This window comes from Sodalis sp. RH20 (genome assembly GCF_047324205.1).
Classification (GTDB): domain Bacteria; phylum Pseudomonadota; class Gammaproteobacteria; order Enterobacterales; family Enterobacteriaceae; genus Acerihabitans.
In genome coordinates this window covers 5,171,426-5,187,506 of record NZ_CP178733.1, presented here as the reverse complement: position 1 = coordinate 5,187,506, position 16,081 = coordinate 5,171,426, and the positions used below count along the sequence as shown (strand labels likewise).

Here is a 16,081-nt window from a genome sequence, read left to right as displayed (position 1 = left end):
GATTTGCCGTAAAAATGGAGCGGAAATGGCGAAAAAAATAAGCCACCCCCCGGCGCAACGCGCCGCCGGACAGACTATCTCGGCCGGCGGCCGGCAACGCGCCGCGCCCTTGTTATGGGAACGGCTGCTGGACGACGATCCGGAAAATCCGGACGACTCGCCGCCGGACATGGCGTGCCTGCGCGACAGGCTGAAACAGTCGGTGTTAACCAACCTGCAGGCGCTGTTCAACTGCACGCGTTTCGCCTCCCGCGGCGAGCTGGCGCGCTGGCCCCATATTTACGCCAGTACGCTGAACTTCGGCTTGCCGCCGCTGGCCGGCAAGGTGCGCACCGAGATCGCCTGGCAGGATATCGAAGTCGCCATCGCCAGGGCGATCGCTTGCTTCGAGCCGCGCATCATCGTCCCGGAGCTGTGTATTGATTGCATTGATGACGATGCCGGGCTGGCGTCGCATAACCTGCTGTCGTTTATTATCCAGGGGCGCCTGTGGTGGTCGCCGGCGCCGGTGGAGTTCAGGTTTACCAGCCGCGTGGATCTGGAAAACGGCCATTTTGAACTGAGTGATAAGGGATAACTGATGGATAGCCGGCTATTGGACTACTACAACCGGGAATTGGCCTGGCTGCGGGAAATGGGCACGGAGTTCGCTGAACAGTATCCCAAGGTCGCCGGGCGCCTGGGCTTACACAGCGCCGAACCGGCCGATCCGTATGTCGAGCGGCTGCTGGAAGGCGTTGCTTTCCTGACCGCGCGCGTCCAGTTGAAAATGGACGCGGAATTTCCGCAGTTCTCCCGGCAACTGCTGGAGATGCTGCACCCTAATTATCTGGCCGCCACGCCGTCGATGGCCATCGTGGAACTGCGGCCGGATGTCGCCAAGGGAGATATCAGCCAGGGTTACCGGGTGCCGCGCGGCACGGTGATGGACAGCCTGGAACGTAAGTCCCGCGGCGTCACCTGCCGCTTTCGCACCGCCCATGACGTCGACCTCCAGCCGTTACGCATCGAGCAGGTGGCGTTGGGCGGGATTCCGGCGGAGATCCGGCCCGGCGCGCTGGGTCTGGAGGGCTGCGCCTGCGCGCTGCGCATCAGGCTTTCCTGTATCGGCCCGGTTACGCTTGGTGAAATGCGTTGCGATCGGCTGATGTTTTATCTCAGCGGCGGCGATATCCCGGCCCGGCAACTGCTGGAGCTGATCATGCAGCATACGCAAACGGTGCTGGCGCAGACCGGCGGCGGCGCGTCCGTGCGCCTGAACCTGGGCCGGGAGGCGCTGCGCCATGAAGGACTTGACGCCGATCAGGCCATGCTGCCGCCGGACCTGCGCAACCTGGACGCATTTCGCCTGTTGCAGGAATATTTTTGTTTTCCCGCCCGGCTACAGTTTTTCAGCCTGGAGGGATTGCAGCCCTTGTTCGACCGCGGCGGCAAACAGCAACAGCTGGAGATTATCCTGCTGCTGGATCAGGCCGCGCCCGAACTGGAGCGCCAGGTAGATCGGCAGCATCTGGCGCTGCACTGCACGCCGGTCATCAATCTGTTCCCCCGCACCGCTGAACGCATTGTTCTCAATGAACGCCAAACTGAATACCCGGTTATCGTGGATACGCTGCATCCGCTGGATTATGAAGTCCACTCCGTCATACAGCTGCACGGCTTCGGCAGCAAAGGCGAAAACGGCTACCGGCGGCTATTCAGGCCGGTTTACGATCGCCACGATGAAGAGGGGCCTGAGGGCCCGGGCTGGTTTTCCCTGCGCCGGGAGCAGCGCCACTGGCCATCGGCCGCCGATCCGTCGATGGCGTATACCGGCTACAGCGGTTCGCTGGCCTATGTCTCCCTGGCAGACGAACGGCATCCGCCCTGGCATGGAGAACTGGCCTATCTCAGCCCCGAGGTGCTGTGCTGCAATCGCGACCTGCCGCTCACGTTGTTGCAGCAAGATAGGCAATTCGTGATGCGCGACTCTCTGCCGGTGCAACGGGTGGTGTTACGCAACGGACCCAGCCAGCCCCGCCCGGCGCTGGCGGAAAGCGCGTCCTGCTGGCCGCTGATTAACCAGCTGCGCCTCAATTACTTCAGCCTGATGGATAACCACGACGGCGGCGCGGCCCTGCGCCAGCTAGTAGACTTCCACGCCCGCAGGGCCGATATGACCGTCAGGCAGCAAATTGCCGGCATTCGTCAGTGCCAGCTCCTTCCCTGCCATCGCGTCATGGCGTCCCCGGCCCTTGCCGTACGCGGCATCAGCGTGCGGCTAAGCGTCGATGAACAGGCATTTTCCGGCCTGAGCCCGTGGCTGCTGGGCAGCGTGCTGGCGCGGCTGTTTACGCGTCTGGCCACCATTAACAGCTTTACCGAAACCACGCTCAGCTCGATACAGCGGGGCGCCATCGGCTATTGGCCGCCGCGTCCCGGGGCGGCGACACCTTTATGAAAATTCACCGCGTCCGTCCCTGCCCCGCCCAACGCCGCTTATCTCCGGTTTCACGCCGCCGCGTCACTGCGCCATCCGCTCCAGCCGCTGATGGCGATACCAATAGCTGGGCCCTGCGCGAGCGCCATCCCTGGGAGTATGATCTGTTTCAACTGCTGCGCCGCGTTGATGCGCAGGGCGGGCTGCGCTACGCGCTGGGACGCGCGCCGCTGCCGCGCGACGAACCGCTGCGCCTGGGCCAGCGGCCGGCGCTGGGTTTCGCCGCCGCCAATATCGCCGCCATCGCGCCGGGGACAGACGCGCGGTTGCGGCGGGTGGATATTAACGGCTTCGGGCTGTTCGGCCCCAACGGTCCCCTGCCGCTGCATCTGACCGAAGAGGTTTACCAACGCCGGCGCCCCGGCCAGGAACCGGCGCTGACGGCCTTCGCCAACCTGTTTCACCACCGGTTGATTACACTGTTTTATCGCGCCTGGGCCGACGCCCAGCACTGCGTCTCGTTCGATCGGCCGGACAGCCGGCGCTTCGATGGGTATGCCGCCTGCCTGTTGGGAACAGGCCAGCCCGCCGCGCGCGTTGGCGCGCCGGACGCGCAGGCGCGTTATTATATGTCGGGGCATTTAACCCGCGGCCCGCGCAGCGCCGAGGGGCTACGCTCGCTGATACGTCACTTTTTTGCCGTGCCGGCCAGGCTGCGGGAAAACCTGTTCCATTGGCTGCCGCTGCCAGCCGGCGCCCGGCTACGGCTGCACGCCGGTCAACACCGCGCCCGCCTGGGGGGCACACATTGCCTGGGCCTTGCCGTTCCGGACAGGCAGTCCCGGTTCGCCGTCGATATCGGTCCGCTGCCGTGGCGGCAATACCGTCGTTTTTTACCCGCCGGGCATTCCGGCACGCTTGACCGGTTGCGCAAGTGGGTGAGCCATTACGCCGCGGTGGAATTTTCCTGGGAGCTAAGAGTGGTCCTGGCGCGGGAGGAATATCGCGGCTGTACGCTGGGAGGCGGCCAGCCGCTGGGACAAGGCAGTTGGCTGGGATATAACCTGCCGTCGGCCCACCGCGACGATTTTGTTTATCGTCCCGATGAGCCGATGGGTTGGTAAACTCAGCAGGCGTTATGGGTCATCTCCCGCTGATAGACCGGTAAAAAAGTCTGGGTAAACAAGGCGTCGGCATCGTTTTGCGACAGCGTGCCGAGACAGGCGCCCAGCGCCGCCAGCATCGCTCGCCGCTGCGCCGGAGTCACCCCGCCCGTGGCGATATCCGCCGGCGGCAGCGCGCCCGGGCCATGTTCCGCCGCGGACGCATCATCCGCCCGTGCCGTGAACAACCGCAACGGATCGGTTTCCCCAGCGCCGTAAAGCCGCGATCCGCCGGGCGCCTCCGCCGCCGCGATCCGGCCGGACGCGGGGGGCGCGTCGAAAAGCGCCCCCAATACCCGATCGATATCATTTTCCCGTACCGTCGCGCCCGGAAATTCATTGAGAAAGTTTTCCCAGGTCTCTTGCGGGCGGCGGTCGTCTATCAATGGGTCATTATTTAAACTTGACTTGGGCAGCGGCATTTTTTTTCACATCCCAACCAAATTCAACCTTCGCGCTCAGGGCGCCGGTGCTTAACTGTTCTCCGCAGGTCACGCCCATCACGGCGGGTGAAAAGCGATACAGCACCGCCATGGCGCCGGGCGCCACCGCGTGTCCTTCCCCCGCGCCGGTGCCGGTATGGGGCACGATTTCCACCGCGCTCAGCATCACCTCCTGCAGTTTAATCAGCAGGTAATCCTCGCTGGACTCGGCCGCCTTTCTCAGCCCCAGGGTTACCGCGGGCAGATGCGTGCCCTCGACGCATTTTTTCATCATGGTGGGCAGGGCCTTATCAATCCGCGCCAGCACCTCCAACTCGCGCACTACCGCCTTGCCGATACCGCCGCCGCCGCCCACGCTGTTCTCCGAGGGCTGGACTATCTGCCAGCGGAAATGCTGCACGTCGATCCAGTCCTTATGTTCCTCGTCCTTGGCTTCGCCTTTAACGCTGTCCACCTGCAAATAAATACTGTTATTCATACTCAGGAATCCTTTCTTACCGCGGGAAAAGGGATGTTAATTGCCACCTTTCAGCGACGGCAGCTTGGACACCAGGCGTAGCGACACCGTCAGGCCCTCCAGTTGGTAATGCGGGCGCAGGAAAAATTTCGCCTGGTAATAACCCGGATTGTCCGCCAGCTCGCTCACCTGCACCTCGGCCGCCGCCAGCGGGCGGCGCGCTTTGGTTTGCTGCGATGAGTTAACCGGATCTCCATCAACATAATTTATTATCCAATTATTTAGCCATAGCTCCATTTCACTGCGGGTTTGGAAGGTTCCCACCTTGTCGCGCACGATGCACTTCAGGTAATGGGCGAAACGGCAGCAGGCGAAAAGATAAGGCAGGCGCGCGGCCAGATTGGCGTTGGCGCTGGCGTCGGGATCGCTGTATTCCGCGGGTTTTTGCAGCGACTGGGCGCCGATAAACGCCGCGAAATCGGAGTTTTTACGGTACACCAGCGGCATAAAACCGTTTTTGGCCAGCTCCGCCTCGCGCCTGTCACTGATGGCGATTTCGGTCGGGCATTTTAGATCCACGCCGCCGTCGTCGGTGGGGAACATATGGCATAAGAGATTATCCACCGCGCCGCCCGACTCCACGCCGCGAATGGAAGTACACCAGCCGTATTCCTGGAACGAACGGTTGATATTCACCGCCATGGCGTACGCGGCGTTCATCCAGGTGAAATTGGCATGGGTGGCGCCGTCGGTCTGCTCTTCAAACAAAAAGGCGTGGACGGGATTGCCGGCCAGGCCATAAGGCAAACGCGCCAGCAGGCGCGGCAATACCAGCCCGAGATAGCGGGAGTCTTCCGATTCCCGCAGCATGCGCCAGGCGGCGTATTCGGTATTCTGCACGATCTTGCCCAAGTCGCGGGGATTGGACAGCTCCTGCCACGACTCCATCTGCATCACCCCGGGCGACGCGCCGCTGATAAAAGGGCAATGGGCGGCGGAGGCGATAAGCGACAGCTCGCGTAATAGTTCCACATCCTGCGGACTGTGATCAAAATAATAATCGCCGACGAGACAGCCCAGCGGCTCGCCGCCAAACTGGCCGTACTCCTCTTCATAAACGCGTTTAAAGATCGGGCTTTGATCCCAGCTGGCGCCTTTATAGCGTTTAAGCGTGAGCCCCAGTTCTTTTTTGCTCAGGTTCATCACGCGGATTTTCAGCATATCGCTGCTGGCGGTATTGGCGACCAGATAATGCAGCCCGCGCCAGGCCCCTTCCAGCCGCTGGAATTCGGGATGATGGAGGATGATGTTGATTTGCCGCGACAGGGTTTGATCGATAAGCGCAATCAGGCCCTGAATGGTGCTGAAGGCATCCCGGGATAATGTCACCCGGTAGGCCAGCGCCTGCTGCGCCATGGCCCTAACCGCCAACTCCAGCGCGGCGCGCGCTTCGTCGGTCTTGGTACGGAACTGCTCTTCGATCACCGCGCCGATGGCCGGCGGCAAAATGCGTCCGCCGCCCCCGGCGGCGTACATCGGCGAGTAGGGTAATAGATCCTGCCCGCCGGTATCGGCCGACGCGCCGGCCAGGCCCCGCAGCAGCTGGTCATCATTCAGCACCGAGGCCATCAGTTCCTCGGCGCCATGTTTGCCATCCATATAGGAAAGCAGGTTGGAGAGCTGGATGTGCGCCTCCAGCAGCGCGTTCAGCGGTTCGACCTGGTGCGCTATCGCCTCCGGCAAAAAGTCGTCCATCTCGTTAAAGACGAGCGACACCGGCAGGTCGTCGACGCCGGTCAGGGTATTTTCCACCCGGATGGCGATACCCGGCTGGAACGATTTCATCCGTTCATTAAAATTATCACTATCGATATCGAGGAATTTCCGGTCATCGATCCGTACCGGCGGTTCGTGCGCCCCGCCGCTCAAATCCGCCATGACGCCCATGACAAACGGCAGTTGAACCGTGCGTTCGGCGCCGTATAATTCCACCTCATACTCGATTTGCACGCGCGGCGCGCGATGGCGGGCGATCAATTTTTGTCCGCTGTGTGCTTCTTTCATCTCTCTTACTCCTTAAGGCTCTCGCAGCCGAAAAAATGCTCTAACTGGCTTGCCGCCTCCGGCGCCAGGTTGCGCACTATCGCCAGAAAGTCCTGGCTCATTAACCGCTGGATACGCGCAATCATCAACGGCGCCGGATGGCTGGACTCGTAGCGCCGGAAATAGATCTTTACCTGTTCCAGCGCCTGGTAGGCGTCGTCGCGGGTGAGGATATCGTCCTCGCGCCGGGACGACGGTGTGGTCGCCGCGCCGTTATCGGGCGGGGTGCGGCGGGGAAATAAGGAACCTTCCGCCGGCGCGGGAGGCGGCGGCGCGGTATCGTGGACCATCAGCGGCTGGGACAGGGCGCGCAGGGAAGCCAGCACGCCGGGCATGTCCGGGATCGCCGTTTCGCCCAAATGCGTGCGCAGCAGGTTGAAAAGCCGCTCCAGGGCGGAACAGATCAACGGCAGATAGCGCGCGTGCGTCTCCAGCCCCCGCCGGATGAGGACGGACAGCCGCGCCGATTCGCCGGGAGGCTCCGCGGCCCTTATACCGTCGAGGGCGGCCGCGGCATCGGCAAACGACAGGCTGTGGCCCGCTTCGCGTACAAACAGGCTATGGCGCAGCAATTTCGCCAGCTCAAAGCCATCGCCCAGCTCGCGCAGCACGTTAATGCGCATCAGGGGATCGGACTCGCCCTCCAGCGCCAGCGGCGGCAACAGCGTCGACCAATACCGCTCGAGCGCTTCGACCATCAGCATAATGCCGTCGGCGTAACCGGGCACGCCGCGCAGGGCGGTCCAGGATTGCGCCAGCAACAGCATCACGCGCAGATCCTTGCTGCGCGCCAGCAGTCCGAGGGCTTGTTGCTCCACCCGGCGCCAGTCCGGTTCCAGCGCCGGGATCAGCATATCGCCGAACTGTTGTTCCGCTTTACCGCGCGCCAGCTGGTGCAGCTGAATAAAGGCCAGGTCGTATTCCAGGTTTTCGCCGCAGGGCGCGTCGGTGCTTACCGGCGTAAGCAGGGCGTTGATGTTCATAGCGGTTCCGGTTGCGCGGCACAGCTGAAGTGCGGCAGGGTAAAGGGGTTGCGCACGTTGTCCGGGATAATTTCCAGCGTCACGTTGCGGCCAGCCAGGGTGAAGGTGATATGCTGCGCGCCGTCGTTGCCCGTCCGCCGGCTTTGGCCGCCGTCGAGCAGCCGGTTCAGCGCCCACGGCCCCTCCCGTTCCAGGGTGGCGATGGTGCCGTCGGCCAGGCCGGCGCTCAGCCGCGCTTTGCCCGTACCCCGCGCGCCCGGCCAGTTCAGGTGATAGGCAATCGACGGGCCGTGGTTATAGCTGAGCATCTGCCCGTCGATATCAAGCGACAGGCTGAGAATGCCGTTGTCCATCTTTACGGGGCGCAGGGTAAAGGAAAAGACGGGGCGGGTCGCGCCCGGCGGGAAGAACGCATCGCCGATAGCACGGGCGGCGCGGAAAAAGTGCAGCAATGCCTCCCCGGCCGCCTCGTCGCCGGCGTTGATCCCGGGGAAAAAATGCCAGCGATTGGCGCAGGCTTCCACGCTGTCCGCCAGGTGCTGTCGCCAAAAACGATCGGCCAGCCCCGTTTCCGGCGCAAACAGACGCGCCATATCGTCCGGACTGAGATCGATCGCGCCCTGCGGCGATAAAGGATAACGGCCATCGGCGACCTGCCGGCAATACGCGCCGATCTGGGTATCGAACAGCCGCCGCAGCCGCCGCTGCGTTTGGCGCCGGGTATCATGGCCGGCGCCCTCGGCAAGCTCAAGGATCAGGCGGCGCATCGGCTGCGGCAAACGCAAGGCATCCGCCCGCAGCCGGGAGAGGGTCTCTCCTGGCGCAGGCGCCGTATCGCCGCTGTTGTGCAGCGCGACCAGATAGCGGTATACGCAGCCCAGCTGTGTGAGAATAGCGTCAAAGGCGATGGCGGCGCCGTTTTCATCGCCCGGGCGGGACAGCGCGATAAGATCCCGGTAGTGGTGCCTTACCTTCAGCTCGGGCCCTTCCTGACCTTCCCGGTTCCCCCGCTGGGGAAACAGTGTGTTCAGCAACCCGCGGGTGCCGGCGCCGAGCTGCCGCCCGAGGTCCGGCGATGACGCCTGCGCATCGCCCGGCGGCGACAAGGCGAGGATGTCGCCGATACGCGTCACCAGGCAACGCAGCGGCGAATGTTCGCCGGACAGGATACGCGCGCTGTCGATGCGCCGGTTCAGGTCCGGCGCGGGCATCAGGCCGATATCGCCGAGAAAGTTATCCCAGCGGGTAATAAATTCGTTCATATAACAATGCCGTACGTTGGCGGCCAGTTCGTCCTCATCCGCCGCCAGGGTCTGGTTCAGCACCCAGCGGTCCTCCTCCTGTAGCCGGCGCAGGGCGACGGCGACCCGGGGATGAAAGCCCAGCCAATACCCTGCGGGGGTAAACAGACCGGGGAGCGTATCCGTGGCCGGAAGGCCGCTGTTGCGTATCAGTACCTGCTCCGCCTCGGCGCCCGCCAGATCGATAAGGCTGATGGCCTTGAACCGGCTGTCGTTAATAAGCAATGGTTTCAGCCGCTGGTAGACGCGCTGGGCAAGCGGGTGCTGACGGATGGCAGACTGAGCCGTCTCGATCAGACGCTGGTCTTTGTCGTTGGGCGACAGCAGCGGCGCGTCGGTTATCAGTTGCGCGAGATGCCGGCGCAATTGTTCATTCCCGGCGCTGTCGAGCTGCGCCGCGCCCGGCATCGCCGGCAGGGTCATCAGCACCCAGGAGCGTAAAAACCCGCCGTCGTAATGCTGCGGCTCATACAGCATTTGATAGGCTTTCAGCGCCTGATAAGTGAAATCCGTCTCGCCGCCATGCGCCCGGGCCAGCACCGCGGCAAGCTGCTGCGTCACCAGCGGCAGCAGCACGCGCTTCAGGGCGTGCCGGTAGACCAGTTCGCCGGCGCCGTGCAGCATCCGGCCCCGGTACAGGCCCATACGATGGTCCAGCGGGGGGCGGCGATAATCAAAGACCCCGGTTTCGGCCCAGACGCCCAGTCCGTTAAAGAAGGGCATTATCTGGGCCAGCCCGGGGTCGGGCGCACGCAAGATAGCGGCGCTAAGCTGTTCCAGCGCCTGGGTGCGCGCCTGTACCCGTGCCAGGTACTGATGGTTATTATGGTAGCTGGCGATACCCAGGCTCCCCGCCGCCAGCAGCAGCGCCGATAACAGGCCGTAGCCCGCGAGGTAACCCAACCGGCGACGGCATATGGCCCAGCGGCGGGTGCCCGCCAGGTCGCCTTCGGCCAGGATAATGTCCCGAAACAGCGTCTTGAGGAAATAGCTTTGCGGCGTCGGCGCGGCCACATTGGCCGTGGCCATATCCGCCGGCGTGAAGCGGTAATCGAACAAATCGTCCTGGCGGGCCGTTAACGCGCCGGCGGCCGGTCCGGTTTTCTGGTTGGCGCTGGTAAACCAGACGCCCCGTGGCGCGGGCGCGGCCCCCTCGGGAAAGGAGGCAAAGATAATCTCCAGGTAACGCAGCAGCGGCTGGCGCAGCGCGGCAAAGGCCTGGGGCAGGGCCAGGCATTTGCCGCGCTGCCTGGCATCGGGCTCCGCCAGCAGCGTATCCGCCAAGGCGTCATCTAACCGCCGCTGCAACCGGTCGAAGGCCTGCGCAAAGGCTTCTGGCAGCGAGAACCCATCTTCGGACCCGCCCCGCCAAGGAAAATCCATGCCCCAGGGCTGCGCCAATTCAGGACCGTCGAAGCGGCTGAAATACTGGCTAAACCCCGCCAGGCAATCGGTCTTGGTGATCATGATATACACCGGCAGGACAATTTTAAGCTGCCGCCCCAGCTCCAGCAGGCGTCGGCGCAACAATCCGGCCTGCCGGCAGTGCTCTTCCCGCGAGGGCTGCAGCAGATCCTGCGCGCTTATTGTCAGCACCACCCCGTTAAGCGGCCGGCGGGCGCGATGGCGCTTGAGCAATGCCAGCATCTGTTGCCAACGGCTGTCGCCGTCGGCCAGAAAGCTGCCGCAGGGACTGATCACCACGCCCAGGGAGGTAAAATACCAGTCGCAACGGCCCGGCCCGTCCGCCGCGCCGGCGTCCGGGGCCTGGGGTTCGAGAAAATCGAGCTCAGCGTTTTGCAGGGCCCTGGACTTGCCGCTGCCGCCGGCGCCCAGCATCAGGTACCACGGCAGCCGATACAAATACGCGCGCCCGAAGACCGGCAGTCCCTCCTTTTTCAGCCCGGCGCCATAACCATGATGCCGCTTGAGGATCCTGGCCGCCAGTTTAAACCCTGCGGCAAGCGGGGTTTCCTCCCTCGCTGACGGCGTCCGCTCCGCCGTCAGCAGTTGCCGTCGCACACTGCGCCGGAAACGGGTCTGACGCATTGAGGAGAGGGATCGCGACAGCAGCCAAAACGCCGCCACCGCGCCGATAACCTGATAACGGACAGCGTCAGACGCCAGGGGATGCACCCCGCCGACGTCAAGCCGGGGGCCCACAAACCAGACGGCCAGGCCAACTCCCGCCGCCGCGCAAACGCCACGCCAGATTCCGCCGCCGTACAGCGCCCCCATCATTTTTAACATGTTCGTGCTCCCCGCCTCATTCTGTGTCGCCGCCGGCCAGGTTAAAGGCAATATCGATGCGTCGGTTAAGGGCGCGATTTTCCGCCGTGGTATTCGGCACCAGCGGCGTCTTGCCGGCGGCGCTTTGCGCCACCACCCGTCCCGGCTGATCCAGCGCCTGGCGCAGCATCAGGGCGACGGTTTCGGCGCGCGCCAGCGCCAGCGCGTCATTAGAAGTAAAAGCGGCGCCATGGATCGGCTGGTTATCGCTATGCCCGCGCACCGTTACCACGCCGGTGGTCTGCGCCAGATGCCGGGCAATCAGGAAGATAACGTCTTGATACGATGGGTGGAGCGTCGCGGAGGCCGACGCGAATACGTCGCCGCCGCGCAGCGTGATAACCCCCTGCTCATCCCGCAGGGACACCGCCACGCGGTTAGCGGCAATATCCGCCGCCAGGGCCTGCATCAGCTCCGGCAGCGACATCCCGGCCACCGACGGGGGCGCCTTGGGCAGTTGCAGGCTGAACAGCCTGTTTTGCACCCCGGTGGCAGCGACGTCCAGCCGGTTATTAAGGACGATATACAGCAAGCCAAGCAGCATCCCGCCCAACAAGACGCATAGCGGCGGCGCCAGCCGCGCCCTGGAGGTCCGCCGGGGGGCGGGGTGTTGCGCGCGCGGTTCACCCAGGGGACGGGCGTATTCACCCCTGATGCTGCGAATCTGCCGCGCCAGCCGCTGGGTCAGGATTTCCAGCCGGTAAATGCCGTTTTCCATGACCCGGTAGCGGCCGCCGAAACCCAATAACAAACAAAAATAGAGCAGCTCCAGCAGATCGATATGCTGCCCGGGCTGTTGCAACAATGTCGCCATCAGTTGGAAAAATTTCTCGCCGCCGTTGGTTTCATTATGAAAAGCCACCAGCAGGCCGTTGCCCGCCCAAATGCTGCTTTGCCCCCAGGAGGTCAGCGCCACCGCCTCGTCCAGGGCGGTACACAGGCAATAGCGCGCGCCGATAATCACGTTATAGCCCAGCGCCGCTTCCTGGCAAACCTGCTCGAAACGGCGCATTTCATCGATCATCCGCAGGCGCAGCGCCCCGGCATCCTCGGGCGGCTGCGCGTAACGTAAATGCGCCACGGCGTTCAGCAGCGGACCGGCCGCCGCCAGCAGCCGGTTGGGCTGCGCGTGCTGCATGCGAGCGTGGTCTGTCATGGCGGTGGTCCACCCGGCGGGGATTGACGCCTTATGGCCCATAATTGAATGTCCAGCCGGGCGAATTCGTCGGTAAGGTACAGGGCGAAGGCCCCGGTTTTGGCCAACTGCGGCCATAATGCGCCGCTATTTTCCAGGGCAAAGCAGCTGGCGCCCGTTCGGGAAGGCAGCTGGCGCGGCGCCTGCGCTAGGGGCCGCAAGGGGATACCCGGCAATTGCAGTTGCACCACGTCGCGGATGCAGCACGCCGGCGCAATCTTGATTTGCGCCAGAAACGCGCTCGTTTGCGCCCCGCCCTCGAGTTCCGCCACCCTTAAGACAAAGTCAAACCGGTCCGGCATCTCTTTATCCGGCAGGGTAGCCACGCTCAAGCCCGGCATCTTCTCGGTCAGCGGCAGGGGGATGGCGCTGTCTTCAAGCGCGATAAACAATCCCTGGCGCAGCAGCGACATCAAGAGGCCAAAGCAGCCGCCGATATCCGCATGATCATACACCGGGATGTCGCCGGTAAAGACATGCGGCGCCCGGTACACCGCCAGCTCCAGCGCAAACGGCAGCCATGCGGAGAACAGGCGCTCCGGATGTACCCGCGGGGCGTGCAGCAGATGATCTACCCTGGCGCTGAACCGGTGGATAAGCGCCTGCAGCATCAGGTCCGCCGCCCTATTGTGCCCTTCGTCCCGCTGTTGCAGCTGGCGGCCCAGCCGCTGGCGTCGCTGTTGCAGCAAGCCCGCCAGCTCCCGGACATATTCCTGCAGCGCCGGGCTGGCGCGGCTGTCCAGCAGGGGAGGAAGATAACCGGGATCCAGCAACACGCCGCCGTCCCGATCCTTCGCCAGCACCCGTACCGCGCCCATGGCTATCCATTCGCCGTTAAGTTCATGTTCCGGCAGCAGCCGCAGACGCAGCCTGCCGCACTGGATCTTCGCGCCGCCCGAGGACAACGCGTTGGTGTCGGCAACCTCTTTTTCAAACGCCATGTGACGGGCCAGCGAATCCGCCGCTTCGGTAAAAATGACCGTTTCCCGTCCCGCGCGCCGGACCGGCAATGCCAGAACGATGGTCACTCCGCCGCAGCCGGCGCGGATATCCAGCGCCGCCGGCGCATCGCAGGGATCGGTGAAGTCGAACAGCGTACCGTCCGGCAGGATGCCGGCGCCGGCGGCCAGCGCCACCTTGCCCAGCGCCAGCAGGCTTTCATCCACCCGCAGGATGGAAAATCCCCAGGGATAGCGGCCATCCCGCAGGTGCCATTGGCGCTGCTCCAGATACTCCTCGGCCTGCTGGAAATGATGAGGACGCAGGAACATCCCCTCCACCCACAGCACTTTATGGTTATTTTTCATTATCATTTCCCTGCAAACCGTCCGGGGTCACGGTAACCCGGCGCAAAACGGGCGGAGGCGGCCGGAGCATCGTCCATACCGAGGCCGCAGGCCGCGGCGGCAGAGGCAATAGCAGCCGCCAGCGTTTATGGGCGAGATCCTGGTACTCGGCAAAGATGCCCAGGTAATGAACATCGTCCGCCGTTGGCAGCGGCAGGACCCGGCACTTATCGTCGGGCAGCAGGAAAATTTCTTCTCCGGCGCGCACCTGCCCGCGCAGCGTCTTATGCGCGTCACGTTGCAGGTCCTCATAGCCGGCCGACAAAAAGCGGGAGGGATCGGTAAGCTGCAATATGGTTATTTTTAGCGGTGATCCATTATTCAGCCGGCCGCGGGCGTTCAACGCCAGGCGGTCGCCGCCGCCACTGTCTTGCGGGGTTATTTCCGCCGGCGCGCAGGCGCTGATAAACGCCGTCAGCGCCAGGAGGCCGGGAAAACGAAGCCGAAAAAACAGTGAAGACATATAAAGAATCCTGTTACCGGCGGGGGTCACATTCCAAGCATCATGATTTTCAGCTGGCTGGGAAGCAGCCGCATGCCCACCATATTGGTACCGTTCTGCAGGCTCAGGCTGGTCATGCGGGTGGCGGGAGAACCTTTGATCAGGGTGGTGAACGCGCCGGTTAAATGGCGCGAGGTCCCCATTACCGTACCCGACATCACTCCCAGGCTAATGCCGGCATTGTCGCCGAAGCTGGCATAGGTCAGGGTGGCCATATTATGCGCGGGCAGCCCGCCGAACAGGATGGTATAGGTATGCGGCGTCGCCGTGCAGCCCAGCGCCATATTGGGGTAAGGCACCGGTACGGGCACCGGCGCCGGCGTCAGGCAGACGTCGGGAAACGCCAAATCCATGCCGAATAATTGACAATTCGCAAACATACCCCTATTCCCTTTTCGCCAGCGGCGCCAGGCCAAAAACAGTGGTGACCACGCTATCAAACAACGGGGAAAAAACCGCTACGGCGTTTACCTGATTTTATGCTCAACCATTGCGTTGCCGGCGTGGCCCGCAACCCGCTAACATTACCGGCGGGGAGGCCGTTGGCGGTGGATAGCCGTTGGAAAACCGCGACCCAGGGTTATTTTTCTGTGGTATGGTTTAGCCGTCGCGTCAGCCATGGAGCCGTGCCCCGCTGATTAACCTGCTTGCCGTTTCCGGCTACCGTTCCCTGCGTGATCTGACGCTGGAAATCGGGCAAATTACCGTGATAACCGGGCCGAACGGCGCGGGCAAATCCAGTATCTACCGCGCGCTGAATCTCCTGGCCGACATTGCCCAGGACCGCATAGTGCAGTCGCTGGCCGCGGACGGAGGGCTGCATTCCACCCTATGGGCCGGCCCGGAAACGTTTTCGCGCGCGATGATCAACGGCACGCTTCCCGTGCAGGGGACCCAGTCCCGGCAGGCGCCTGTCAGCCTGAAGCTGGGATTTTCCGGCGATACCTTTGGTTATGCCATTGATTTGGGTTTGCCTGAGAAACGCGACATGCCCCCCGGCAAAGCGATGTTTAACCGCGATCCCCACATTAAAACAGAAGTGGTCTGGCATGGTCCGCTGTACAGCAAAAGCGCGACGCTTGCGGATCGCCATGGGCCCGCCGTGCGGATACGCGATGAACGCGGCGTGTGGCAAACGCCGTTCCAGCACCTGGCGGTCTTCGACAGTATGATGACACACTGTATCGATCCGCTTAATGCGCCGGAGCTGCTGATGCTGCGGGAGACCATGCGCGGCTGGCGCTTTTACGATCATCTGCGTACCGACCGCGACGCCCCGGCGCGCCGGCCGCAGATTGGCACCTATACGCCGGTGCTGTCTGGGGACGGCGCCGACCTGGCCGCCGCCATCCAGACCATTTATGACATCGGCTTTGCCGAGGATTTGGACGAGACCATCGACGACGCATTCCCCGGCGCGGCGCTGCGCGTCGCGCAAAACGACGGTTACCTGGAGCTGCGCATGACGCAACACGGGCTGCTGCGCCCCCTGAAGGCCGCGGAACTGTCGGACGGCACGCTGCGCTTTTTGCTGCTGGCGGCGGCGCTGCATTCGCCTCGTCCCCCTGAGCTGATGATTCTCAATGAGCCGGAAACCAGCCTGCATCCTGAGCTGCTGCCGGCGCTGGCGCGCTTGATTACCGCCGCCGGGCGCAGAACGCAGATCGTGATTGTTTCCCATGCGGCGGCCCTGGTGGACGCACTGCGCGCGGCATCGTCAATCACGGCCATTGTGCTGCAAAAACGGCTGGGGGAAACGCTGGTGGTGGACGACGACGGGCCATTATGGCATTGGCCGGCGCGCTGATTCTTTTCCTCAACGGCGGAAAACCGTTCAACCAGGCGCGCCGGGGATGACGACACCGGAGGGGATTTTCCGG

13 protein-coding genes and 1 pseudogene are annotated in these 16,081 nt (G+C 63.4%); 4 read left to right on the top strand and 10 right to left on the bottom strand.

The features are described 5' to 3' along the window. Positions 1-25: 25 nt before the first annotated feature. The 3 genes from tssE to tssG are packed head-to-tail and all read left to right on the top strand — an operon-like array spanning position 26 to position 3,543. A complete protein-coding gene (tssE, locus tag ACL2XM_RS23530; protein WP_413731711.1) occupies positions 26-577 on the top strand; it encodes a type VI secretion system baseplate subunit TssE in 552 nt (183 codons plus the stop codon). A 3-nt stretch (positions 578-580) separates the two neighbouring features. Then, positions 581-2,440, top strand: coding sequence for a type VI secretion system baseplate subunit TssF (gene tssF, locus ACL2XM_RS23525; RefSeq protein ID WP_413731709.1), 1,860 nt, complete (start codon positions 581-583; stop codon positions 2,438-2,440). Next, positions 2,437-3,543 (top strand): type VI secretion system baseplate subunit TssG, encoded by a 1,107-nt coding sequence (tssG, locus tag ACL2XM_RS23520; protein ID WP_413731708.1) that lies wholly within the window; start codon positions 2,437-2,439, stop codon positions 3,541-3,543. The genes tssF and tssG overlap by 4 nt, the downstream gene beginning before the upstream one ends. A 2-nt stretch (positions 3,544-3,545) precedes the next feature. On the opposite strand, the gene ACL2XM_RS23515 is transcribed toward tssG, so the two are convergent. The 10 genes and pseudogenes from ACL2XM_RS23515 to ACL2XM_RS23470 all read right to left on the bottom strand — a co-directional run bounded on the left by ACL2XM_RS23515 (position 3,546) and on the right by ACL2XM_RS23470 (position 14,581). After that, positions 3,546-3,968 (bottom strand): hypothetical protein, encoded by a 423-nt coding sequence (locus ACL2XM_RS23515; RefSeq protein ID WP_413731706.1) that lies wholly within the window; start codon positions 3,966-3,968, stop codon positions 3,546-3,548. Positions 3,969-3,975: 7 nt separating this feature from the next. Further along, positions 3,976-4,503 carry an Hcp family type VI secretion system effector gene (locus ACL2XM_RS23510; RefSeq protein WP_410013162.1) on the bottom strand — a complete coding sequence of 176 codons (528 nt, stop codon included), beginning with the start codon at positions 4,501-4,503 and terminating at the stop codon, positions 3,976-3,978. A 36-nt stretch (positions 4,504-4,539) separates the two neighbouring features. Next, a complete protein-coding gene (tssC, locus tag ACL2XM_RS23505) occupies positions 4,540-6,018 on the bottom strand; it encodes a type VI secretion system contractile sheath large subunit (RefSeq protein WP_410016705.1) in 1,479 nt (492 codons plus the stop codon). 60 nt (positions 6,019-6,078) lie between these two features. After that, positions 6,079-6,546 (bottom strand): annotated as a pseudogene (gene tssB / locus ACL2XM_RS23500) (type VI secretion system contractile sheath small subunit); the annotation flags it as partial. 5 nt (positions 6,547-6,551) lie between these two features. Next, positions 6,552-7,568 carry a type VI secretion system protein TssA gene (gene tssA, locus ACL2XM_RS23495; RefSeq protein WP_413731704.1) on the bottom strand — a complete coding sequence of 339 codons (1,017 nt, stop codon included), beginning with the start codon at positions 7,566-7,568 and terminating at the stop codon, positions 6,552-6,554. Continuing rightward, positions 7,565-11,119, bottom strand: coding sequence for a type VI secretion system membrane subunit TssM (gene tssM, locus ACL2XM_RS23490; protein WP_413731703.1), 3,555 nt, complete (start codon positions 11,117-11,119; stop codon positions 7,565-7,567). The genes tssA and tssM overlap by 4 nt, the downstream gene beginning before the upstream one ends. A 16-nt stretch (positions 11,120-11,135) precedes the next feature. Continuing rightward, positions 11,136-12,314, bottom strand: coding sequence for a type IVB secretion system protein IcmH/DotU (gene icmH / locus ACL2XM_RS23485; RefSeq protein ID WP_413731702.1), 1,179 nt, complete (start codon positions 12,312-12,314; stop codon positions 11,136-11,138). Further along, entirely contained in the window at positions 12,311-13,660 is a 1,350-nt protein-coding gene (gene tssK / locus ACL2XM_RS23480; protein WP_413731701.1) for a type VI secretion system baseplate subunit TssK, read from the bottom strand. Before tssK ends, icmH begins: the two co-directional genes overlap by 4 nt. Next, on the bottom strand, positions 13,650-14,162 hold the full coding sequence (tssJ, locus tag ACL2XM_RS23475) for a type VI secretion system lipoprotein TssJ (RefSeq protein ID WP_413731699.1): 513 nt from the start codon (positions 14,160-14,162) through the stop codon (positions 13,650-13,652). Before tssJ ends, tssK begins: the two co-directional genes overlap by 11 nt. Before the next feature lie 26 nt (positions 14,163-14,188). After that, complete coding sequence (locus ACL2XM_RS23470) at positions 14,189-14,581, bottom strand: DUF4150 domain-containing protein (protein ID WP_410013156.1); 393 nt, start codon at positions 14,579-14,581, stop codon at positions 14,189-14,191. Positions 14,582-14,835: 254 nt separating this feature from the next. Between ACL2XM_RS23470 and ACL2XM_RS23465 the strand changes: the two genes are divergently transcribed. Then, positions 14,836-16,008: an AAA family ATPase gene (locus ACL2XM_RS23465; RefSeq protein ID WP_413727564.1), complete on the top strand. Its 1,173-nt coding sequence runs from the start codon at positions 14,836-14,838 to the stop codon at positions 16,006-16,008. Positions 16,009-16,081: the final 73 nt, after the last annotated feature.

Bases quoted from the DNA above. Each gene is read 5' to 3' on its own strand.
- tssA (WP_413731704.1), bottom strand. From the start codon at position 7,568: ATGAACATCAACGCCCTGCTTACGCCGGTAAGCACCGACGCGCCCTGC.
- icmH (WP_413731702.1), bottom strand. From the start codon at position 12,314: ATGACAGACCACGCTCGCATGCAGCACGCGCAGCCCAACCGGCTGCTG.
- tssG (WP_413731708.1), top strand. From the start codon at position 2,437: ATGAAAATTCACCGCGTCCGTCCCTGCCCCGCCCAACGCCGCTTATCT.
- tssK (WP_413731701.1), bottom strand. From the start codon at position 13,660: ATGAAAAATAACCATAAAGTGCTGTGGGTGGAGGGGATGTTCCTGCGT.
- tssE (WP_413731711.1), top strand. From the start codon at position 26: ATGGCGAAAAAAATAAGCCACCCCCCGGCGCAACGCGCCGCCGGACAG.
- tssJ (WP_413731699.1), bottom strand. From the start codon at position 14,162: ATGTCTTCACTGTTTTTTCGGCTTCGTTTTCCCGGCCTCCTGGCGCTG.
- ACL2XM_RS23510 (WP_410013162.1), bottom strand. From the start codon at position 4,503: ATGAATAACAGTATTTATTTGCAGGTGGACAGCGTTAAAGGCGAAGCC.
- ACL2XM_RS23470 (WP_410013156.1), bottom strand. From the start codon at position 14,581: ATGTTTGCGAATTGTCAATTATTCGGCATGGATTTGGCGTTTCCCGAC.
- tssC (WP_410016705.1), bottom strand. From the start codon at position 6,018: ATGTACGCCGCCGGGGGCGGCGGACGCATTTTGCCGCCGGCCATCGGC.
- tssM (WP_413731703.1), bottom strand. From the start codon at position 11,119: ATGTTAAAAATGATGGGGGCGCTGTACGGCGGCGGAATCTGGCGTGGC.
- tssF (WP_413731709.1), top strand. From the start codon at position 581: ATGGATAGCCGGCTATTGGACTACTACAACCGGGAATTGGCCTGGCTG.